This is a genomic window from Siminovitchia sp. FSL W7-1587, assembly GCF_037963795.1.
In the GTDB taxonomy this organism is placed as follows: Bacteria; Bacillota; Bacilli; order Bacillales; family Bacillaceae_C; genus Siminovitchia; species Siminovitchia thermophila.
Window position 1 is genome coordinate 3390083 of record NZ_CP150169.1, and the last position, 20789, is coordinate 3410871.

Annotated in this window: 23 protein-coding genes; 11 read left to right on the forward strand and 12 right to left on the reverse strand. The window is 43.2% G+C overall.

Annotation, left to right across the window (positions count from 1 at the left end; genetic code table 11):
• Window positions 1-8 precede the first annotated feature (8 nt).
• The gene (locus NST31_RS15950) at window positions 9-1007 is read right to left on the reverse strand and encodes an NAD(P)/FAD-dependent oxidoreductase (RefSeq protein ID WP_339161946.1); all 999 of its coding nucleotides are present in this window, start codon (window positions 1005-1007) and stop codon (window positions 9-11) included.
• A 347-nt stretch (window positions 1008-1354) separates the two neighbouring features.
• Here NST31_RS15950 and NST31_RS15955 point away from each other — a divergent pair, with 347 nt between their 5' ends.
• From NST31_RS15955 to NST31_RS15970, 4 genes are all read left to right on the forward strand, one after another.
• Window positions 1355-2572: an NAD(P)/FAD-dependent oxidoreductase gene (locus NST31_RS15955; protein WP_339165580.1), complete on the forward strand. Its 1218-nt coding sequence runs from the start codon at window positions 1355-1357 to the stop codon at window positions 2570-2572.
• Between the two features lie 288 nt (window positions 2573-2860).
• Window positions 2861-3343, forward strand: a complete 483-nt coding sequence (locus tag NST31_RS15960; protein ID WP_339161949.1) for an NUDIX hydrolase — start codon at window positions 2861-2863, stop codon at window positions 3341-3343.
• Window positions 3344-3453: 110 nt separating this feature from the next.
• Window positions 3454-3777 carry a YuiB family protein gene (locus tag NST31_RS15965; RefSeq protein ID WP_077111142.1) on the forward strand — a complete coding sequence of 108 codons (324 nt, stop codon included), beginning with the start codon at window positions 3454-3456 and terminating at the stop codon, window positions 3775-3777.
• A 657-nt stretch (window positions 3778-4434) separates the two neighbouring features.
• Window positions 4435-5079 carry a 3D domain-containing protein gene (locus NST31_RS15970; protein WP_339161951.1) on the forward strand — a complete coding sequence of 215 codons (645 nt, stop codon included), beginning with the start codon at window positions 4435-4437 and terminating at the stop codon, window positions 5077-5079.
• Between the two features lie 59 nt (window positions 5080-5138).
• Here NST31_RS15970 and NST31_RS15975 read toward each other — a convergent pair whose 3' ends face one another.
• Window positions 5139-5624: a divergent PAP2 family protein gene (locus NST31_RS15975; protein ID WP_339161952.1), complete on the reverse strand. Its 486-nt coding sequence runs from the start codon at window positions 5622-5624 to the stop codon at window positions 5139-5141.
• A gap of 154 nt (window positions 5625-5778) precedes the next feature.
• Between NST31_RS15975 and NST31_RS15980 the strand changes: the two genes are divergently transcribed.
• The 4 genes from NST31_RS15980 (at window position 5779) to NST31_RS15995 (ending at window position 8514) form a co-directional block, all read left to right on the forward strand.
• The gene (locus NST31_RS15980) at window positions 5779-7296 is read left to right on the forward strand and encodes a leucyl aminopeptidase (protein ID WP_339161954.1); all 1518 of its coding nucleotides are present in this window, start codon (window positions 5779-5781) and stop codon (window positions 7294-7296) included.
• A gap of 94 nt (window positions 7297-7390) precedes the next feature.
• On the forward strand, window positions 7391-7600 hold the full coding sequence (locus NST31_RS15985) for a hypothetical protein (protein ID WP_077111145.1): 210 nt from the start codon (window positions 7391-7393) through the stop codon (window positions 7598-7600).
• A 75-nt stretch (window positions 7601-7675) separates the two neighbouring features.
• Complete coding sequence (locus NST31_RS15990) at window positions 7676-8083, forward strand: hotdog fold thioesterase (protein ID WP_077111146.1); 408 nt, start codon at window positions 7676-7678, stop codon at window positions 8081-8083.
• A gap of 59 nt (window positions 8084-8142) precedes the next feature.
• Window positions 8143-8514: a DUF2188 domain-containing protein gene (locus NST31_RS15995; protein ID WP_321189667.1), complete on the forward strand. Its 372-nt coding sequence runs from the start codon at window positions 8143-8145 to the stop codon at window positions 8512-8514.
• 46 nt (window positions 8515-8560) lie between these two features.
• On the opposite strand, the gene mnhG is transcribed toward NST31_RS15995, so the two are convergent.
• From mnhG to NST31_RS16040, 9 genes are all read right to left on the reverse strand, one after another.
• Complete coding sequence (gene mnhG, locus NST31_RS16000) at window positions 8561-8902, reverse strand: monovalent cation/H(+) antiporter subunit G (RefSeq protein WP_077111148.1); 342 nt, start codon at window positions 8900-8902, stop codon at window positions 8561-8563.
• A complete protein-coding gene (locus NST31_RS16005; RefSeq protein ID WP_077111149.1) occupies window positions 8886-9170 on the reverse strand; it encodes a Na(+)/H(+) antiporter subunit F1 in 285 nt (94 codons plus the stop codon). The genes mnhG and NST31_RS16005 overlap by 17 nt, the downstream gene beginning before the upstream one ends.
• Entirely contained in the window at window positions 9170-9646 is a 477-nt protein-coding gene (locus NST31_RS16010) for a Na+/H+ antiporter subunit E (protein ID WP_339161956.1), read from the reverse strand. The genes NST31_RS16005 and NST31_RS16010 overlap by 1 nt, the downstream gene beginning before the upstream one ends.
• A gap of 81 nt (window positions 9647-9727) precedes the next feature.
• A complete protein-coding gene (locus tag NST31_RS16015) occupies window positions 9728-11209 on the reverse strand; it encodes a Na+/H+ antiporter subunit D (RefSeq protein ID WP_077111151.1) in 1482 nt (493 codons plus the stop codon).
• Between the two features lies 1 nt (window position 11210).
• Window positions 11211-11543, reverse strand: a complete 333-nt coding sequence (locus NST31_RS16020; RefSeq protein WP_077111152.1) for a Na(+)/H(+) antiporter subunit C — start codon at window positions 11541-11543, stop codon at window positions 11211-11213.
• Window positions 11543-11968, reverse strand: a complete 426-nt coding sequence (locus NST31_RS16025) for a Na(+)/H(+) antiporter subunit B (protein WP_077111153.1) — start codon at window positions 11966-11968, stop codon at window positions 11543-11545. The genes NST31_RS16020 and NST31_RS16025 overlap by 1 nt, the downstream gene beginning before the upstream one ends.
• The gene (locus tag NST31_RS16030; RefSeq protein ID WP_339161958.1) at window positions 11965-14370 is read right to left on the reverse strand and encodes a Na+/H+ antiporter subunit A; all 2406 of its coding nucleotides are present in this window, start codon (window positions 14368-14370) and stop codon (window positions 11965-11967) included. The genes NST31_RS16025 and NST31_RS16030 overlap by 4 nt, the downstream gene beginning before the upstream one ends.
• A 209-nt stretch (window positions 14371-14579) precedes the next feature.
• A complete protein-coding gene (locus NST31_RS16035; RefSeq protein WP_339165582.1) occupies window positions 14580-15806 on the reverse strand; it encodes an MFS transporter in 1227 nt (408 codons plus the stop codon).
• Window positions 15807-16438: 632 nt separating this feature from the next.
• Window positions 16439-16849 carry a kinase-associated lipoprotein B gene (locus tag NST31_RS16040; protein ID WP_339161959.1) on the reverse strand — a complete coding sequence of 137 codons (411 nt, stop codon included), beginning with the start codon at window positions 16847-16849 and terminating at the stop codon, window positions 16439-16441.
• A gap of 147 nt (window positions 16850-16996) precedes the next feature.
• Here NST31_RS16040 and NST31_RS16045 point away from each other — a divergent pair, with 147 nt between their 5' ends.
• From NST31_RS16045 to NST31_RS16055, 3 genes are all read left to right on the forward strand, one after another.
• A complete protein-coding gene (locus NST31_RS16045; protein WP_339161960.1) occupies window positions 16997-17602 on the forward strand; it encodes a peptidylprolyl isomerase in 606 nt (201 codons plus the stop codon).
• A 432-nt stretch (window positions 17603-18034) separates the two neighbouring features.
• Window positions 18035-18253 carry a hypothetical protein gene (locus NST31_RS16050; RefSeq protein ID WP_083717414.1) on the forward strand — a complete coding sequence of 73 codons (219 nt, stop codon included), beginning with the start codon at window positions 18035-18037 and terminating at the stop codon, window positions 18251-18253.
• 765 nt (window positions 18254-19018) lie between these two features.
• Entirely contained in the window at window positions 19019-19549 is a 531-nt protein-coding gene (locus NST31_RS16055) for a superoxide dismutase family protein (protein ID WP_339161962.1), read from the forward strand.
• 43 nt (window positions 19550-19592) lie between these two features.
• Here NST31_RS16055 and NST31_RS16060 read toward each other — a convergent pair whose 3' ends face one another.
• A complete protein-coding gene (locus tag NST31_RS16060) occupies window positions 19593-20756 on the reverse strand; it encodes a PatB family C-S lyase (protein ID WP_339161964.1) in 1164 nt (387 codons plus the stop codon).
• Window positions 20757-20789 lie beyond the last annotated feature (33 nt).

Here is a 20789-nt window from a genome sequence, read left to right on the forward strand (position 1 = left end):
TTTGATCTCTATTTATCAAAAAGGGATGTGCTGTGCATTGGTTGCACACGCGCTTTCGGATCAATGTATGCTTTTGCATTGCTGACAGCGGTAGGAGCTTCGCCAAATCCTGTTGCAATGAGTTTGACTTTGCCTTCATATGTCGTCACATCGCCGGCTGCATAAATGCCTGGAATATTGGTTTCCATCTTGGAGTTGACAACAATCGAATTTTTTTTAATGTCGATTCCCCATTCTTTAATAGGGCCAAGCGAAGAAACAAAGCCATAGTTGCAAATGAGTTCATCAAGTTCAATTTCTTTCACTGCTTCGCCCCGAACTTCCTGGATAATAATTTTTCTGACAGCTTCTTCATCACAAATCATATCTGCCGCAGCAAAAGGGGTTATAACTTCAACAGTAGAAGCTTTCAGTTGTTCTACGCTGCTTTCGTGGGCCCGAAACTTATCCCGGCGGTGAATCAAAGTAACTTTTTCCGCAATAGGCTCCAACATAAGCGCCCAGTCTACGGCCGAGTCTCCTCCACCTAAAATGACTACCCGTTTGCCTTCAAACTTTTTCATGTCATCCACGAAGTAATGAAGGTTTTTACCTTCGTAATGTTCAGCTTCTTGAAGTTCGAGGCGACGCGGTTGGAAAGCTCCGATTCCTGCTGTAATAATAATCGCCTTTGTATAGTGGATTTCTTTATCGGTTGTTAACTTAAAAGTTCCGTCTTCCAACTTTTCAACGTTTTGGACTGACTGCCCTAAACAGATCGTTTGATCGAACAATTGTAATTGCTCTTTCAAGTTATTGACAAGGTCAATAGCTTTCACTTTTGGAAAACCCGCGACATCATATATATATTTTTCGGGATAAAGAGCCGCAAGCTGCCCGCCTAATTGAGGAAGGCTTTCAATGATCTTTACGGTCGAATTTCTCATCCCTGCGTAAAAGGCGGTAAATAGTCCAGCGGGGCCTGCCCCGATGATCGTCATGTCATATATTTGTTGATCTTCTTTCAAAGAAAATCCCTCCAGTTTAAACACCTTATAATTTTGTCATCATAACACTTTCCTATTGTGACATATATCATTCACTTTTGCATATGAAATGCCCAAAAAAAGAATGAAAAACGACGATTTTCACGCTTTTGTTTCAAAACTTTCGAAACATTTACATTTCCTATAAACTGCTTGAAAAAAGTATGCAAAAGCCATATGATGAACATATATTAAGTTTTTGTGACATTTATCTCTTTTTTTTTTGTCCTGGTACGTGAAGTGCATCACAATATTTTATATTTTATTATTTATTCCCGAGCATTTCAAACGTACTGATTGAATATTATGTAAAGGTGGAAGTGATGAAAGTGAGAAAGCCAAAGATTGTAGTACTCGGCGCAGGTTATGGAGGCCTCATGACGGTCACGCGTCTTCAAAAGCAAATAGGAAGCAATGATGCCGAAATTGTTCTAGTAAATAAAAATGATTACCATTATGAAACGACATGGCTGCATGAAGCTTCTGCCGGAACATTGCACCATGATCGTGTTAGATATGCCATCACCGATGTAATTGATAAAAGCAGGGTTCAATTTATTCAAGATACGGCGGAAAAAGTTGACTTGGAAGCGAAAAAGGTTCTTCTCAAAAATGGCGAAGTGACATACGATTATTTGGTTGTCGCCCTTGGAGGGGCACCTGAAACATTTGGCATCCCCGGGCTTGATAAATATGCATTCTCCATTACAAATGTAAACTCCGCCCGCCAAATACGCGAACATATCGAGTATCAATTTGCCACATATAAAGTGGAGCAAGGCGAAAAGCCGGAGCGGCTTACCATAGTTGTCGGCGGTGCCGGGTTTACAGGAATTGAGTTTTTGGGAGAGTTAGGTAACCGGATTCCGGAACTGTGCAAGGAATATGATATTGATCAAACTTTAGTCAAAGTCATTTGTGTAGAGGCGGCCCCTACGGCGTTGCCTGGTTTTGATCCAGAATTGGTCGAATATGCGACAGCCCAACTGGAAAGAAAAAATATTGAATTCCGCATTGGAACAGCGATTAAAGAAGCAACTCCTGAAGGAATTATCGTAGCAAAAGGTGAAGATGAAACAGAAGAAATTAAAGCGGGAACAGTGGTTTGGGCTGCTGGAGTCCGCGGCAATCCAATCATTGAAGCATCCGGATTTGAAAACATGCGCGGCCGTGTTAAAGTCGATCCGGATCTACGTGCGCCAGGACAACCAGATGTTTTTGTCATTGGCGACTGTTCTCTTGTGATCAACGAAGAGATCAACCGGCCGTATCCGCCAACTGCACAAATCGCCATGCAGCAAGGTGAACTAGTTGCTGCAAATCTTGCAAGACTTGTGCAAGGAAAATCGGATCTTGAGACATTCACATTCGAAAATAAGGGGACAGTTTGTTCCTTGGGCGATGATGACGCGATCGGTGTGGTCTTTGGAAAGAAAATGACTGGAACAAAAGCCGCCTTCATGAAAAAGATGATTGACAATCGTGCTTTATACATGATCGGTGGAGTCTCGCTCACGATGAAAAAAGGTAAATTTAATCTTTTATAATAGTTCATTGGCGAAAAGGCAGAATCAATTTGATTCTGTCTTTTTCAAAGGAAAGAATACGCCTAAAGAAAGCCTTGTTTTTTATGCTTCAGTCTTTTCTCGTTTGCTTTTTGTGACTGGATGCACAACGACTCTTGTGTATGTTAGAATGTTTGAACGATTATGTCAAAACGAATTGCGCAGTCATTATTAGTGGAACAGGGCAATAATCGTTTGCACCAGCTAAATGGTCATTTTACCCCAGTGGTGTAAATGTTTTTTCTATTATGCAAATAATAAGGAGAGAAAATGAATCAAAAGAGAGGGAATGTGTGGCTTGCCGCTTGTGGTTTAGTCGTTGACAAGAAAGGCCGTTGGCTTGTCGTCAAAAAGAAGTATGGCGGAGCAAAAGGTCAATGGACACTTCCCGCAGGATTTGTCGAAGCGGGGGAAACAGTTGATGAAGCTGTAAAGCGGGAAGTGCTTGAAGAAACGGGAATCGTCTGCCATATAAACGGTCTGCTGGGGATGAGGACAGGCGTGATCGACGAAATGATCAGCGACAATATGATTTTGTTTTTATGTACGCCAGAAAATACGACACTTCATATCGAAGAACGTGAAATTGACTCGGCCAGCTGGATGGCACCTGAAGATTTAGCTTATGATGAGAACGCTTCGCTCATTTTAAAAGAAATAATGAAAACTGGAATTTTACCCCTTCAAAAGGAGAGGACAGGTTTTCATCCGGGCCCGCAATTTGGATATACCGCATATAAGTTATTTTTATAAAAGCGACAGCAAACTGGTAAAAATGTCATGAATTCTCCTCTATTCTTGCATTGACGCTCTATTCACCATTCTGTAAACTTGTTAGTAGCGAACTTTAGGAGGATACATCCATGCCAATGACCGTTCCTGTCCTGCTTATTTCCATGTTATTATTTTTTGTCCTATTCTATGGAATTGGTTTTTTGTTGAATATGTTGTTGCGAATGACATGGATTATGGCAGTCATTTATCCAATTATCGCGATATTGATTGTAGATAAAGTAAGGTTTACAGAATATTTCACAGCCCCTTCTGCTTCTTTTTCCAGTCTGGGAGAAGTCATATCCCATTTGGCGCCCGCGGACATGCTTATTTTGGGCAGTGGCCTTGTGGGAGCCATAGCAGCAGGGCTTACCATGCGTTATTTAAGAAAAAAAGGATACAGAATGTTTTAAGGAGATGTCGCGGTTGTCGAGAACACCCTTTCGTGATTTCTTCAACATGGCAATATAAACGTACGGAAAAAAGCATCCCTTAGGACTCCTTCGAATGCTCTGAATAGGCCAAGGGTGTTAGGCTATATGGTGGCCTGTAAAGAGAAAAGAACAGCTTCGGATTCGTTTCGCAGCTGTTTTTATTTTTTAGTGAATAATTTAGCATCCCATTCACATTCCGACTTCACAATCGCAAGTCCTATCCACCTTTTTGAAAACCTCTCCATGTGTCGCAATGCTCCATATGTTATGGAAATCCTCTCGGACATGTATTGTCCTCCTCACCCGCTATCGAAATCCTTGTCTTGTGTCGCCCTCCTCATCACATGATCTCTCACACGAGTCGTAATCCTCTTCACATGATCGAAAACCTCTCCACACAAGTCGTAATCCTCTTCACATGATCGAAAACCACTCCACACGAGTCGTAATCTTCTTCACTTGATCGCAATACTGGCCCCTTATGCCGCAATCTTCTTCACATAATCGAAATCCTCGCACCCACAGTTAATCTTTAGGCGTATCGTAGGAGGGATTTCGATTTTCGCGACTTACTCAGCTTAAGCTAAAATGAATACTTCTTCTCAAGCGGGGCAACAATAGCCTTGAGAGGAGTGAATGCATGTCATGAAGGTTCTTTATGGCAGAAGGTTTGCCATGACGGTTTTATTTCTTGGGGCGTTGGCGGTAACTTATGAAACATTGTCCGGCATTCAGGCGTATACACTTGTTCAAGATATGATGGCCAATGCAAGTGTTGATCAAAAAAAATCCGATAAAACAAATGCTCAAGCAGAGGCGGAAAGCCCTGCACCTTCTTTGGAAGAGTCGTTCGATTGGTCCAAATACCCTGTAAAAAAGGTCGTTGCCACCGGTTACACTGCCGGGGAAGAATCGACAGGAAAAAAGCCGGGGCATCCTTCCTACGGGATTACATATTCGGGTGTCAAAGTAAAAAGAGATCTTTATTCAACCGTCGCCGCTGACCCCGATGTATTTCCTATGGGAACGATTTTATTTATTCCGGGTTACGGGTATGGTGTTGTGACTGATACGGGATCTGCCATTAAAGGCAATAAAATAGATCTCTATTTTGAAACAGTACAAGATGTTTATAAAGAGTGGGGAAAGCGTACCGTGGATGTTCATGTGATCCAGTTGGGATCTGGAAAAGTCACGGAAGAGGAACTCACGGCATTAAATGAAGATGAAACGATGCAAGTATTCCGGCAAAACTATTTAAAAAATGCGAATGAAAATTAGGTTGTTTCACATATATGGGCGTCCGCCCTGAAAAGCGGGCCGCCCTTTTTGTTATTTCGTTAAGTTACTTTTGAAAAAATATACCATAGGAACAAAGTTAATCCAACACCTGTAAGCCCTCCAAAAAAAACTTCCACAGGTTTGTGTCCAAGCAATTCTTTCAATTCTTCTCGCTTTTTCTGCTGCGGCTTTTCCGGCCATTCCTTCGCTTCTTCGATAAAACGCTGAAAATCGGATACGAGCTGGTTCAGCACGACAGCATGCTCCCCTGCTTGCCAGCGCACGCCTGTCGCATCAAACATGACAATAATGGCAAATACCACGGAGATGGCAAATAAAGGCGAATCCAGACCCGTTTCCAAGGCAACACCTGTTGAGAGGGCAGTAACAGCGGCTGAGTGGGAGCTGGGCATCCCACCTGTTGAAGTCAACAGTGACCAGTCTACTTTTTTGGTGATAAAAAACTGAAGGGGCACTTTAATAAACTGAGCGAAAAAAATCGAAGTAAGGGCAGACCAAAGTGGAAAATTGGAAAAAAGCTCCATCGATGACATCCTTTCTTTCCAACAACGTCTTCTTATTTTTTATCATACCATATCCAAGAAGCAATCAATCATTTCCTTTTAAGAAAAACAACCTGCCAGCTCGATGCATCCTGCTGTTTCGTCTATAATGATGAAAAGAAGGGAGTTGAAAGTAGTGGATGTCATTCATGCACAAAACAGCAATCCTTTTGAAACGGAGCAAGAATGTATGATCATCGGATTGCTTGATAAGCCGGAAAAATTTTCGGGCCCCCTAGAAGGACTGGATCAAATGTTTCAGGGAGAATTAACCAACCTCGTCAAAAGGGGCGACCTTTCGGCTAAGCTTAAAAAGGTGCGTACTGTATATAGCCTGGGATTATCGCCCATCAAGCGATTCGTTTTTGTCGGGTTGGGAAAAGAAAAGGATCTGACAGCCGATTTCCTAAGAGAGGCAGTCGGCAAAGCCTGTAAAATGATAAAAGAAATGCGGGTCCCATCCTTTGCAATTGCGCTTGACTCTTTTGTCCACGGGGATCTAAGCAGTACGGCCGTTGCTCAAATCATCGGCGAAGCTTTTACGATGGCAACATACGAATTTCCGGGCTACAAACAAAAGTCAAATGAACCCGAAGTAACCATAAAGAAAATGAATGTATTTACAAGTGAACAGCAACACGAAATTGAAACCTCTCTGAAAAATGGCATGATTTATGGAAAAGCGACCAATGCTGCACGGACGCTCGTAAATATGCCGAGTAATTTGCTGAACCCTGCTTATCTGGCGGAATACGCAAAAAATTTGGCAGGACGGTTTGGGTTTGAGTTGGAAATATTGGAAAAGGCGGACATGGAAAAGCTGGGAATGGGGGCTATGCTTGCTGTTAACCAAGGATCTGAGGAACCTCCTTATATGATCGTTTTAAAATACAGAGGCCAAGAGCAATGGAATGATGTTCTGGGACTAGTCGGAAAAGGGATCACGTTTGATACAGGAGGCTATTCGTTAAAACCAAAGTCGAGCATTGTTGAAATGAAGACGGATATGGCAGGCGGAGCGGCGGTCTTGGGTGCGATGGAAATTATCGGAGAACTGCGGCCAAACCAGAATGTAGTGGCAGTCATTCCCGCAACTGATAATGTAGTGAGCGGCAAAGCATTTAAACCGGATGATGTTATTACCAGCTTAAACGGCAAGACTATTGAAATATTAAATACAGATGCAGAAGGGCGACTCGTCCTCGCCGATGCGATTACGTATGCTAAAATGCATGGAGCTGAATATGTCGTGGATGCGGCTACTTTAACAGGTGGGGTCGTCGTAGCCTTAGGCCTTGATAAAACGGGAGCCATGACCAATCATGATGCTTTTTATGAAAAAGTGTTTCAGGCTTCAGAAAAAACAGGTGAATTTATATGGAGGCTTCCTCTTACAGAGCAAGATAAAGAGAGAGTGCGTTCAAGCGAAATAGCCGATTTAAACAATTCGCCGGGCCGGGAAGGCCACGCCATTATGGGTGGAGCATTTCTCGCTGAGTTTGCAGAAGACACACCATGGGTGCACTTGGATATTGCCGGAACAGCGACTTCGAAAAAAAGCTCCGAGCTTGGTCCATCCGGCGCCACAGGTGTCATGGTTAGAACCCTGGCAACTCTCGTCTGTGATGAAGACTTGAATGGGCTCGGCCAATGATTATTCATGGAACGAATGCCCATCCCAACCAGCCCTTTGTCGCATAGACAATAGTGAAAGGCTTTTATGCTTTCGACAAAGGAGGTAAACCTGGATGTATTATCGAAGTTTCGCACCACCAGTTGCCGACAGCAGGTTTTTATGGGGGTTTCCATTGCTAGGTGGTTTCCTTGGCGGATTAATTGGCGGCGGTATAGGAGGAGGGATAGGGAGCTATCTAGCTGCCCGTCCAAGACCTTTTTATCCCTATCCTTACCCTTATGGCTATGGAGCTCCCTACGGCTATGGAGCACCGTATTGGTAGATGTAATAAAGAGCCCGTCGGCCTTACGCGGATGGGCTTTCTTTTTTGAAGTTGGAAGAGGAGGAGAATACATAGATGGATAAGGAAAAAGTACAAGAACTGGCTAAAAATACGCTGCATGATTCATTGGGAATCGAGATTACATCGCTGGAAGAAGGAAGAGTAACAGCAACCATGCCTGTTGACGGGAGAACGAAACAACCATTTGGTTATTTGCACGGGGGTGCTTCCGTTGCATTGGCTGAAACCGTTGCCAGCATTGGGGCTGTATTGATGATTGACTTGGATAAAGAAATATGTTTTGGCCTTGAAATTAATGCCAATCACATACGCTCTATGCGGGACGGTATCGTCACTGCAGTAGCGGAAGTTGTTCATCGTGGAAAGAGTACGATGGTTTGGGATATTAGGATCAGGGATGAACAAGAATCCCTTGTTTGCATATCGAGGTGCACCATTGCCATTGTGCCAAAGCAGTCGTAGCCCTCGTGTTTGAATGCTGATTATTCCGGGAATCGTAACACCATAAGCGAAACAAAGGAGTGAGTGCATTGCCTTGGTCGCAAAATGATTACCCGGATTCCATGAAAAACCTGCCTGACCATGTTAGGAACAAAGCAATTGAGATAGCGAACGCTTTATTGGAAGAAAGATATAGTGAAGGGCGGGCCATTGCCATTGGAATTGCCCAAGCCCGCAAGTATTTCGAAGAGGATGTTGATCGTCCCGAGTACCATATAGAACCGAATGGAACAGACTGGGTATTGAAAAAGAAGGACGGAACAAAGGCGATTATGCGCGAAAATACAAAAGAAGATTTGCTAGAAAAGGCGAAAAGCTATGTCAATGAACACAAAGGAATGTTGGTCATTCATAAATCGGATGGAGCGATTTCCGAGACATTATATGATTGAAAAAAGAACGGGCAATTCCTTTTGGGAAAAGATTGCCCGTTCTTCTTTAATCCTTCGCTTCTTTCAGATCATCCTGCGAAGTTTGATCACACATTTTTACCCCTGTACGGTAAGCCGCTCTGCTGATCAAATGCCCCGCTACTGGAGCGGTAATGAATATAAAGGCGATTCCTAGCATAATCCGGGAATGAATAATGCCATCTTGAAAGAAAAAGTACATTAGCACCCCAAGCAAAGTGAACAAAACCCCGAGTGTTGTTGATTTTGAGGCGGCATGATTTCTCGTATAGACATCAGGCAGCCTGATAACTCCAAACGCTGCGGCCAGGCTTAAGAACATGCCGATGAGGATAAAAAAAGCGATAACTGTATCAGCGATTGCGTTCATACTCGATAATTTCTCCTTTCTCCAAAAATTTGGAAAAAGCTGTAGTGCCAATAAACGAGAGAATCCCGATCAGCAATATCGTGTCGAGAAACGCATTTGTCGACAATACGATCGAAACGAGAGCGCTGATCGCCACCAAGTTTATGCCCATGGCATCGAGAGCAACAACCCGATCTGGGATGGACGGCCCTTTTATTACCCTAATGAGGAGAAGAAAAGAGGAAACCGCAAACCCGATGATTGCGACCTTAACGACTATATCCAACATTATTGGCCCACCTCCATGATTGCCTTCTCAAAGGATTGCCTTATACTTTCGACCGCTTCATCGACGTCCCCTATATCCATCGCATGGATGTATAAGGTTTTGTTATCTTCAGATACATCCACTACAAGTGTTCCGGGCGTAAGCGTGATTAAATTTGCAAGCAGTGTTATCTCCCAATCTTCCTTCAGCTTTGTTTCAAGAGCAAAAATGCCGGGCTGAATGTTTAATTTTGGTTGAAAAATCACCTTTAACACAGCAAGGTTTGAGAGCATAAGTTCTTTAAAAAAGATGAGAAGCAATTTTAATATGGCATACAGCCGGTGTATATAAAATCTGGTTGAAAAAAAGCGCCGCATGAAAAAAACAACCAGCAGTCCAAGTAAATATCCAACGATAAAAGTCGTGGCGTTCATCGATCCCTCAAAAAACATCCATAAAAAAGCCAAAAAGATGTTCAGTATGATTTGAAATGCCATTGTTATTTGCCCCTCCTTTCAAAAACCTTCCGTCTTAACGAATTTTTTGGACTTTATATGGCAAAAGGCTTTCGTGTTTGCTTATTTTTGCAGAACAGCTTCAATATACATTTCCGGATTTTCAATCACTTCCACTGCCTGCGAAACATACATATGGACGTATTCCGAAAAGACTCCATAAGCGACCGCCGTTCCGACTAAGATGATCACAGGGAACAGATAGGTTCCCATTCGAATACTTTCTTTTTTCTTGCTCCCTTCAGGGTCGCCCCAAAATCCGTTTATAAATACTCTCATTAAAGAATACAACACGAAGAGGCTGGAAATGAGTATGATGAGCCCGCCAACAAGGTCCCCGTTTGAGAACGCACCGTTTACGATCAATATTTTTCCGATAAAACCGCTTAAAGGCGGGATTCCGGCGAGCGCCAATACCGAGATAAAAAACAGCCATCCCAGCAAAGGATAATGTTTGATGAGTCCGCTGAACTTATCGTAGCTGTTAGCACCGGTGATCGAAATAATCAATCCGACTAAAAGGAACAGTACCGCTTTAATCACCATGTCATGGATTAAATAGAAGACTGACCCGGTCAAGGCGTCGGTATTCATCGCTCCGATTCCATAAGTGATAACTCCAATGGCAATAATAATATTGTAAATGACGATCTTTTTCATGTCTTTATAAGCTACGGCGGCGATAGACCCCAAAACGATCGTAAGCAAAGACAATATCATCAGCAGTTCATGAGTAAACCCGGTGTCATGGTAAAAGAACAACGTATATGTTCTCAAGATGGAATAGACGCCGACCTTTGTGAGCAATGCCCCGAATAAAGCCATAATCGCGGCTGGCGGTGCATAATAAGAGCCCGGAAGCCAAAAGAATAATGGGAAAATGGCTCCTTTGAGGCCAAAAACAATCAAAAATAGCACGGCCAGCACGGTTAAAATAGCAGGCTGATTAACCTCGGCGATTCTCTCGGAAATGTGGGCCATGTTCAGTGTGCCCACAACAGAATATAGATAGGCGACGGAGATGACAAACAAGGCTGATGATGTAATATTGACCAAGATATATTTGATGGTTTCCCTCAATTGAATCTTTGTCCCGCCGATTACGAGCAGGACATAGGAAGACATAAGCATCACTTCAAAAAAGACGAACATGTTGAATATGTCTCCTGTTGTAAAAGCGCCGTTTACCCCAACGATCAAGAATTGCACAACAGGGTAGTAATAATTTCTTTCCCGTCCTTCACCGATGGAACGAAACGAATAAATGATACAACAAAGGGCGATCAGGGAAGTGGCCGTAACAAGTAAGGCCGACAGCATGTCCGATACAAGTGTAATACCGAAAGGAGCCGGCCAGCTTCCCACGTCCAATGTTTGAATTCCGTCATTCTTCACTTTTTCAACCAAAATGATAGAAGTCACAAGTGTTGCAGTGACGGAAATAACAGAAATCCATCGCTGCACCAGAATATATTTTTTAAAAAAGATCAGAAATACTGCTGTCAGCAAGGGAATGATAATGGGTAAAATTAACAAGTTGCTCATATTATTCAGTACCTTTCATATCTTCGACGTTATCCGTTCCAAGCTCCTGGTACGCCCGGTAGGCAAGCACGAGGAAAAAGGCTGTAACACCGAAGCTAATGACGATTGCAGTTAAAATCAATGCCTGCGGAACAGGGTCTGTATAAAATAAAGCATTCTCCCCCAGCAACGGGACCGTTCCACGCTTCAGGCCAGCCATCGTCAGCAGCATCAAATGGGCGCCGTGGCTTAATAGGCCGGTACCGATGATAATGCGGAGCAGGCTTTTGGACAGCATCAAATAGACAGCACATGCAAATAAAAGACCAATTAAAATAGACATCAAAACTTCCATTATTCGTTCTCTCCTATCGTTTGAATAATGGTCATCGTTGTTCCAACAACGACTAAATAAACTCCTATATCGAACAAAACAGCGGTGTGCAAATGGGTTTCTCCCAAAATAGGCAATGTAAAGATATCATGGGCGTGGGTCAGAAAAGGAACATCAAATACAAGAGACCCTAGCCCTGTACCAACGGCAAATAAAAGACCGACGGCTATTAAAATTTTATAGTCGATCGGCAGGCTGCCTGCCACAGTTTTTAGATCATAAGCGAGCAACAAAAGTACGATTGCTCCAGACGTTAATAATCCTCCGACGAACCCTCCACCCGGATTGTTGTGACCGGCAAAGAAAATATGGAGGGCGAACATGAAAATCATGAATGAAACGATTTTCGTCACTGTTTGCAATATGAGGTCGTTCGTTTTTCTCATCCGTCTTGCCTCCTTGATAAGCGAAGCTTGATCATCCCGAATATGCCCAACGCAGCAATGCCTAGAACGGCTATTTCAAACATTGTATCAAAACCCCTGAAATCAACAAGAATAACGTTGACCATGTTGGCACCGCCGGCTTGTTCCTTCGTATTTTCAATATAATATTGAGCAATGGAGTCAAAGAGTTTATTGTTGTGCGCAGATAAAGCGATCAGCGTAACCACAACTCCGACACCGAGAGATACGACAGCGCTCGCCATTTTAAATCGAATGCGCTCTTCTTTGCGGCTCATTTTAGGCAAGTGATAAAAAGCGAGCAGGAAAAGGGCGACGGAAACAGTCTCGATGACAAGCTGTGTCAAAGCAAGATCCGGGGCTCTGAATAAAACGAAAAACAAGGCCACAGTATAACCGACTGCACCCAATGCAATGATGGATGTCAAGCGCGACTTGGCAAACAGAATGGTAATGCTGGCAACCGTAATAATGATGGCCAAAACGATTTCATAAACACCGATTGGAGCCAAGTTGGACAACTCGAAGGAAATCGCTTTTTTCTCTATCATTGAATAAGAAAGAATGCCGATAAACGCTATGAATATATAAATCATATAGGAACGGATGGATCCATTCATGTAGGCATTTGTCATATTTTTTGAGATTTTTTCAGTCCGAACAAGTCCTTGATCATATAAAGCATTCAGTGAAAGCTTTTTTGGAAAAATATTGTAAATGTGTTTCCATTTCGGCAAAAATACATATAGGAATAATCCGACAACGACGACAGCAATTGTCATATATAATTCCGCCGAAAAGCCGTGCCACATAGTAATGTTGACGTTAAATGCCTGTCCTGCTTCAGCAAATGCGGGCATGATGGCATCAGCCGCGGGCTCAATGATAGAAGCTGAAAGGATATTTGGAAACAGTCCAAACACAATGACCAGCGCAGCTAAAATGATCGGGGATAAGAGCATGCCGAGCGGAGCTTCGTGCGGTTTCTTTTCCCATTTTTGCGCCGGCTGTTTTCCTGTAAAAGTTTTAAAAAGCAAAATCATACTGTAAATAAAGGTGAATACACTTCCGACCCAAGCCAAAACAGGGAATAAAACGCCATAAGTTTCCAAGTTGAATATATCTAAAGAAAGAACATTCACCATCGCTGCAAAAAACATTTCCTTGCTTAAAAATCCGTTAAATGGCGGGAGTCCGGCCATAGAAAATGTACCAATAAGAGCGATAGTAAAGGTGATCGGCATAAGATGCATTAAACCGCCAAGATGTCGGATATCTCTGGTCCCGGTTTCATGATCGACAATTCCCGCCACCATAAACAAACTTCCTTTAAAGGTGGCATGGTTAATGAGGTGGAATACAGCTGCTACAGTTGCCGCCATATAAATATTGTCGTTCAACTGTGTGTAGTGTAAGGCAGCAGCTCCGATACCAAGCAGGGACATGATCAAACCAAGCTGGCTCACTGTAGAGAATGCCAAAATGGCTTTTAAATCTGTTTGCTTGACCGCATTGAATGAAGCCCAGACCAGTGTGATAATGCCGAATATGGATACAAGCCAAAACCAAGTCCCTTCCTCTGCGAACACGGGGCTCATTCTGGCAACAAGGTATATCCCTGCCTTTACCATTGTCGCTGAATGCAGATAGGCGCTTACAGGAGTAGGCGCTTCCATTGCATCAGGCAACCAAATATGAAACGGGAATTGGGCAGATTTCGTAAAAGCACCAAGCAAAACGAGAATGAGTGCGGGAATAAAAAAGGGATCCCCTGTCATGTCGCCGGCCTGAGAAATGATCTCTCTAATGCTGAAGGACCCTGTCATGAAATAGAGAAGTAAAAATCCCCCAAGCATGGCCAGACCGCCAAAAACAGTAATGAGCATAGACTTTTGGGCACCGTATCGAGAACGTTCCCGATGATACCAATAACCGATTAAGAGAAAGGAAGAAAATGAAGTCAGCTCCCAAAATGTGTAGAGAACAATTAAATTATCCGATAAAACGACACCAAGCATCGCACCCATAAACATGAGCAAGTAGACATAAAAGCTTCCGAGGTTTTCTTTTGCTTTCGATAGATAAAAAATCGAATACAAAACGACTAAAGATCCGATTCCTGTAATAAGAAGTGCAAAAAGCAGCCCGAGCCCGTCTACATAAGCTGTAAAATCAATTCCCAACGATGGAATCCAATTCACTGTTTCCTGGATGGCTCCTTGATTTTTGACTGCAGGAAGAAAGCGAAGAAAATAGGCAAATAGTATTGCAGGCAAAATGAGGACAAACCAACCGGTATGAACTGCTTTTATTTTTTTATAAAAAAAAGGAACAAAAAAAGCGAGTATGAACGGGGCAATAATCGCCAAGTGCAATAGTGACAAAATGTTACCCTCCTATCCAAATGATTCTTGCATTCCGACTAAAGAGATTATAGCCTAGTTGGAGCAAAGTTTCATGGAGGTATTTCTTGAAACTGTAATTTGCTTCAGAAGTTATTAAATAGGTAGGAATAGATAAAACCCTGGAAAAATGTCATAAAATGTTCACAAATAAAAAAGGAAAAAATCCGGAGCTACTCCGGATTTTCACTTCATTTTGAATGCGTACCATCCAACATTTCTTTAAATCGTGATTCTTTTTGTTTCATACTCCACCATAGCATCGCAAAACCAAAGAGGAACAGGCTCCCCGTGACGTAAAACACGGTTGAAATGTCAAATTGAGCTGAAATAATGCCACCGAGAAGAGGACCTGCTACATTGCCAAGAAAGCGGAAGCTTTGGTTGTAGCCAAGAATTTCACCTTGCAGTTCAAGAGGAGATTCCATCCTGATATGGGCGGTAATACACGGCAGCATTCCCCCGACTGCCATGCCAAACAGGAAACGGAGAAAGACAAGTTGCCAAAGAGCCGTTACAAGCGCTTGCGGCACAATCAATATGGCAGCGAGCACCAGCAGAATCATTAACACTTTGTCATGCCCGATACGGTCCCCCAGGTCGCCCCACTTTCTGGTAAGAAGCAGGTTTCCAAACCCTGTTGCAGAAAAAGCGAGGCCCGAAAGAAAAGCAAGGTTACTTCCGGTGGTCAATTCACTGACATATAAGGCAAGGAGCGGCTGAATGCTGAACAGACCTACTTGAATGATAAAAGCAATTGCCATGACGCTAAGGAGCATGCGCCGAGATATAATCATTCGCATGACGTCTATTCTTGACGGCTGGGTTTTCTTTTTTTCACCAGGGGCCAGTGGCTTTTCAACGATGCCAAGGATGACAACAATCGTTGCAATAACAATGGAAACAGAAGTAATGACAAACGTATATTGGAAACCGAATGAATCGGCCATGAGCCCTCCGATGACAGGTCCAAACAATGTGCCCGACACGGTTCCCATTTGAAGCGTTCCGAGGACTTTTCCAACTTCTTTCTTAGAGGTTTGTTTAGAAATAAGTGCGGTAGAAGTTGGGATAAAGCCCGTGACAATTCCCATGATCAATCGCAACAAAAAAAGCCCATGTACGTGATCCATGAACCCCATCAAGAAAATGCTCGTCGCTATACCTAAACCATTCATCACAAGAATCGGCTTAAAGCCGTACTTATCACCAATTCGTCCCCAAACGGGAGACATCAGAAAGGCAGTTACGAAAGTTACTCCAAAGATAAAGCCCGCCCAGCGCTGTATATATTCATCACTAAAGTGTCCAAAAGTACTGATATACAAGGAAATGAAAGGCAGAACCATTGTCATGCTGGCGGCCACAAGAAAGTTGCAAACCACCATGATCAATAAATTCCGTTTTTCATAATCGATAAAAAACACCTTCTTAAATTTTTGTTTCGCTATCCTAAATATTATTATATACGAAAACACTTACTTTTCAATTGATTGGCACTGTCCCATGGCGCAAGACCAAACAGTGTGGGTGCAGCTTTTCAGCCAACGCAGTATCTTTGCATTAGTGACGTATTGAACAATCCCTAACTTCGAAAAAAGTTGTACGGGAGAGGAGAAATTCTTCCTCTCAATTAAGGCGTTGAAGTTATGACTCAAGTCTCCTACAATGCCACATCCGTTCCTTCCTTATTTATAGTTTGTCCGGTGGAGCTGGCGGCCACAAGAGTTTCTTGCCGGCGACGGTGTTAAGCGGTGACACCTTGTAACTGAAGGCGCTCTAATAATCTTGATGGCGGGGAGTCCAAACATCGGCATTGTCCGGGTGAAGGGAAGATTCCTAGCGAATCGTTCTTGATTCTGTTGTTTCGTCTGTCTCAGTGCTTCATGTTTGGCGGTGGGGAGCCAAGCTCCGCACTTTGGGAACTGGAAGCTTTATTCATGAAGTGATATGCCGACAAGTGTTCTTGATCCTGTTCTTTCAATCACATTGTGTTTTCGATGAAAAGCCTGTTTTTGGAAAACGTGAAAAAGCCGAACCCTTGCATGATTCAGCTTTTTCGAAGAGCCGGAAATTCAATGGAATACATCAGTTCATAGTCTTTCATTGATTCATACAACATTTCCAGGCTCTGGGAGCAGTATGGGTCCTCTGGTTTTGCGGAAAGTTCATCATATAGTTTCTGGACGGATTCGAGTAAACTTTTTTTGTAGTTTGGGACAGGGCCTTCAAAAGGACGGACCATATTGGCGGGAACATTTGTCTGTTCGCGGTAGGCGAGCGCTTTTCTACCGGGAAAGAAAGGAACGTCTGCCTGCCTCGGGTTATGAAGGTCTCCCTGTATCGGATGTTTTAAAACTGCCATGATGCGGACAGTATAAGTGTCGGGATTGATAGTCGTAATCTCACCGATATAAGTACCTGTTTTCTTGAATGCCTTTACAATTTGACCGATTTCCATAGTAATCACCTCTTAACCATCATTATGGATGAGAATGCAGAAAAATGAAAGAAGGATGATTTTTTATAGAGATTACTGTAAAGTATGTTTTGAGGTTTATCTTCGTTTGAAAATAATGAATCCTGAACAGACAAGGAGATGCAGAATATGGGAGAACAGACAATGTACCCGCAGCTATCAGCTGAAACAGTGGAAAACGAAAAAATTGTTCAAATGAATACGTCTTTAGGAGCTATTAAATTGAAATTATTTCCCGAACACGCTCCGAAAACGGTCGAAAATTTTATGACACATAGCAAAAATAATTATTATAACGGGATTATTTTTCACCGCGTAATCAAAGACTTTATGGTGCAAGGCGGGGATCCGACCGGAACAGGCATGGGTGGCGAAAGCATTTACGGAGCCCCTTTTGAAGACGAATTTTCGCGCGAACTGTTTCATTTGCGCGGGGCACTTTCCATGGCCAATGCCGGTCCCAATACGAACGGTAGCCAGTTTTTCATCGTTCAAAACAGTCATATGGATGCCGGAATGAAAGGGCAGATGGAAAATGCCGGCTTTCCGAAAGAGATTGTGGAGGCGTATATGGAGTCAGGTGGAACACCGCACCTGGACTTTAGGCATACAGTGTTTGGACAAGTAATTGAGGGCATGGAAGTTGTCGATAAAATTGCCAATGCTGAAACCGGTATGGCGGACAAGCCAGTAGAAGACATTACGATTGAAAGCATTGATATTATTAAGGAATAAGAGAAAAGCCACGGCTTTTTAATCGGAGCGATGCTCTCGACCCCGTTTTTATGGGCGAGCATCGCTCTTCCTATGTATTAACGAAATGATGGAGGAAGGCTTGGGTCATGTAGCTCAGGCCGAACGAAATACCCGCGCATAGCAGAAAATACCCGCGTATAGCCGGAAATACCCGCGTATAGCCGGAAATACCCGCGCATAGGCGAAAATACCCGCGCATAGCCGGAAATACCCGCGTATAGGCGAAAATACCCGCGTATAGCCAGGAAATCCCTTCAGCTGAACGATATGCATGCGTACAAATAAATGTAACATTGATGACGGTCCGTTTTTCACAATGGTATTCATAATCGTCACTATTTCGGCATTGGAACGGCTTGTGGAAACTTGCTATAATGGATGTATATCCAATGAGGAAAGGATGCGTCTCTCATGTTATCGATCGTAGATTCTTTTATGATATATATGCCATTTTTATATTTTCCGGAAGATAAGTCAGAGTATATTCCGGCAGCAATTTCAATGGCAATCTTTGGAGCCGCATGTGTCCTGACTTTTATATTTATTAAAAGGGTTTCTAAAAAGCAGGAGCTTAAAACGAAAGAAATTGAAGAACGCATTAATCGGGAACGAAACAGCAAGCACGTTTAAGGCACCTTTGTAAGGGTGCTTTTTATTTAGGGGGAAAATTTATAATATTCCGACAAAATCAAGGGTGTGCCGGTGCAGAGGATGCGACGGACAAGAAGCTTTTTCAGTAAAGTTGCCAGCAGAAAAGCATGAGCTTTTTAAAGGTTTCGTCCTAGTGGCCACCGCTGTCCAAAAGGAAAAAGCATTATTGCCCTAAAGCAAAACGAGCTCTATTAAAACTTTTCCATTCTAGTGTCGCCATTGTCATAAAGGAAAGAGAAATATTGCTCAAAGCAAAACGAGCTCTACTAAAATTTTCCATTCTAGTGTCGCCATTGTCATAAAAGGAAAAAGCAATATTGCCCTAAACTAAAGCCAAATGAGCTCTATTAAAACTTTCCATTCTAGTGTCGCCATTGTCATAAAAGGAAAAAGCATTATTGCCCTAATGAAAAACGACCTCTATTAAAGCTTTCTATTCTTGCGCCACCACCATCGTGCTAAAGGGAGTAAAGTATTGCCCGCAGGAAAGAGTGAGTATGAGGCCGGTGTCTGTTTGCCGGACTAGCTGGGAAGTCATGATGCTATGTTCATCTTGAGGCAAAATTGCATGGCATTCTATTACGGTCTTCCATTTGGTGCGATGCTTGCCGGAGATCAAGACGGAGTCCACTTTACCGTTAGTATGAAATGAGTATTCAATGCGCACTCACATCCTCTCGCTAGCGTCTGGAATAAACCCGCAATTTCATGGTTACAATGGGATAAGAAAGGAGCGGGGATGGGATGAATATTCAAAAGCTCGGGATTGTGACCGTTTTATTTCTTGTCGGTTGTACGGGGAATCCTCCTACGAAATTTGATGTAGACGTGAAAAACCCGGATGGCGATTCACTGGGAAAAATTACTTTTGAAGAAAAAGCAGATGGCATGCATTTAAAAGGGGATTTACAGGGCTTGCCTCCAGGTGAGCTTGCGATGCATATTCACGATCGCGGCAAATGCGAGCCGCCTGATTTCATTTCGGCAGGCAATCATTTCAATCCAGATAAAAAAGAACACGGGTTATTAAATGCGAAGGGCCCGCATGCAGGGGATTTGCCTAATATTACCGTCGATGAAGACGGAAAGGCCAAGGTCAAGATAACGGCAACAGGGATTACCTTTAAGGAAAGCAAGATCTCTCTGTATACAAATAAGGGAACGTCACTTGTTATCCATGAAAAAGCTGACGACGGAATGTCACAACCGGCAGGAGATTCAGGGGCAAGGATTGCTTGTGGGGAAATTACGAAAGACCGAAAGCCGGCAAAATAAAAGAGAGAACGAGTTGTTTTTACGTTCTCTCTAGACAGAGCCCTTATGTAAGGGCTAATCTTAATCGGTTCATGCCTTCCTTAACTATGTCTCTCGGGCAGGCGACGTTCATGCGCACAAATCCTTCTCCGCCGGGTCCGTATCCGTCTCCAAAGTTCAAAGCAAGCTTGCCTTTTTTCAAAAGGCGCTTTTTCAATTCCGCATCTGGTAATCCCATTTTTCTGCAGTCGATCCAAACCAAATACGTTCCCTCCGGCTCAATCACGGACAGTTCTGGCAGATTCTTCGCCACTTCCTCTTTCACAACTTCGATATTGCCGCGAATATAGTTCATCGCGTCATCCAGCCAGCTTTTTCCATGGGTATAAGCAGCTTCCATCGCAATTTGCCCGAATGTGTTGAGAAAGGAGAAGCCATCTTTGGCTTGGGCGGCCGCCATTTTTTTTCTTAAGTCAGGGTTCGGAATTACCATGAATGAAGCCTGTAATCCAGCCAGGTTGAATGTCTTCGATGGAGCCATGAAAGTCAGGGTCATATCCGCTATCGAATTGTCCAATGTCGCAAGTGGGACATGTTTATATGGTGGAGCTACGAGATCGGCATGTATTTCATCTGCCGCAATCACCACACCATATTTACGGCACAGGCTGGCCATTTCAGAAAGCTCATCCCTAGTCCACACCCTGCCGGCAGGATTATGCGGGCTACTGAGCAAGAATAGCTTCACTCCGGCTTTTAACTTTTCTTCGAAGTCGGCAAAGTCAATTTCATAGCGGTTATTTTTCAATAACAACTGCGAGTTGCACACGATCCGCTCGTTTCTTTCAATTGTATGAAAAAAAGGGGTGTAAACAGGGGATTGTAACAGCACTTTGTCTCCCGGTTCCGTAAATGTTTGAATCGCCATGCGTAAAGATGGAATAACACCGGGACTGAATAAAATACATTCTGAAGAAACGTCCCATCCATGCTGGTGTTTTAACCAATCGATGATTGCCTCATACGTACTGTCAGTAGCAATGGTGTATCCGAAAACCCCATGTTCGACTCTTTTTTCCAATGCTTGCAACACAGCCATGGGCGGGGTAAAATCCATGTCTGCTACCCACATCGGGAGTAAATCTTCTTTTCCAAAGACTTCTTTCAACCCGTCCCATTTCAGCGCCTGGGTATTTTTGCGGTTTATGTATTTGTCAAAATCAACCATACCAGTATTGCCTCCCCTTATCACAGTATCCAG

What these genes read in the sequence shown, in the direction of transcription:
- NST31_RS15960 (WP_339161949.1), top strand. Translation starts at nt 2,861, where the DNA reads ATGAATCAAAAGAGAGGGAATGTGTGGCTTGCCGCTTGTGGTTTAGTC.
- NST31_RS15965 (WP_077111142.1), top strand. Translation starts at nt 3,454, where the DNA reads ATGCCAATGACCGTTCCTGTCCTGCTTATTTCCATGTTATTATTTTTT.
- NST31_RS15970 (WP_339161951.1), top strand. Translation starts at nt 4,435, where the DNA reads ATGCATGTCATGAAGGTTCTTTATGGCAGAAGGTTTGCCATGACGGTT.
- NST31_RS15975 (WP_339161952.1), bottom strand. Translation starts at nt 5,624, where the DNA reads ATGGAGCTTTTTTCCAATTTTCCACTTTGGTCTGCCCTTACTTCGATT.
- NST31_RS15985 (WP_077111145.1), top strand. Translation starts at nt 7,391, where the DNA reads ATGTATTATCGAAGTTTCGCACCACCAGTTGCCGACAGCAGGTTTTTA.
- NST31_RS15990 (WP_077111146.1), top strand. Translation starts at nt 7,676, where the DNA reads ATGGATAAGGAAAAAGTACAAGAACTGGCTAAAAATACGCTGCATGAT.
- mnhG (WP_077111148.1), bottom strand. Translation starts at nt 8,902, where the DNA reads ATGAACGCAATCGCTGATACAGTTATCGCTTTTTTTATCCTCATCGGC.
- NST31_RS16005 (WP_077111149.1), bottom strand. Translation starts at nt 9,170, where the DNA reads ATGTTGGATATAGTCGTTAAGGTCGCAATCATCGGGTTTGCGGTTTCC.
- NST31_RS16010 (WP_339161956.1), bottom strand. Translation starts at nt 9,646, where the DNA reads ATGGCATTTCAAATCATACTGAACATCTTTTTGGCTTTTTTATGGATG.
- NST31_RS16015 (WP_077111151.1), bottom strand. Translation starts at nt 11,209, where the DNA reads ATGAGCAACTTGTTAATTTTACCCATTATCATTCCCTTGCTGACAGCA.
- NST31_RS16020 (WP_077111152.1), bottom strand. Translation starts at nt 11,543, where the DNA reads ATGGAAGTTTTGATGTCTATTTTAATTGGTCTTTTATTTGCATGTGCT.
- NST31_RS16025 (WP_077111153.1), bottom strand. Translation starts at nt 11,968, where the DNA reads ATGAGAAAAACGAACGACCTCATATTGCAAACAGTGACGAAAATCGTT.
- NST31_RS16040 (WP_339161959.1), bottom strand. Translation starts at nt 16,849, where the DNA reads ATGGAAATCGGTCAAATTGTAAAGGCATTCAAGAAAACAGGTACTTAT.
- NST31_RS16045 (WP_339161960.1), top strand. Translation starts at nt 16,997, where the DNA reads ATGGGAGAACAGACAATGTACCCGCAGCTATCAGCTGAAACAGTGGAA.
- NST31_RS16050 (WP_083717414.1), top strand. Translation starts at nt 18,035, where the DNA reads ATGTTATCGATCGTAGATTCTTTTATGATATATATGCCATTTTTATAT.
- NST31_RS16055 (WP_339161962.1), top strand. Translation starts at nt 19,019, where the DNA reads ATGAATATTCAAAAGCTCGGGATTGTGACCGTTTTATTTCTTGTCGGT.
- NST31_RS16060 (WP_339161964.1), bottom strand. Translation starts at nt 20,756, where the DNA reads ATGGTTGATTTTGACAAATACATAAACCGCAAAAATACCCAGGCGCTG.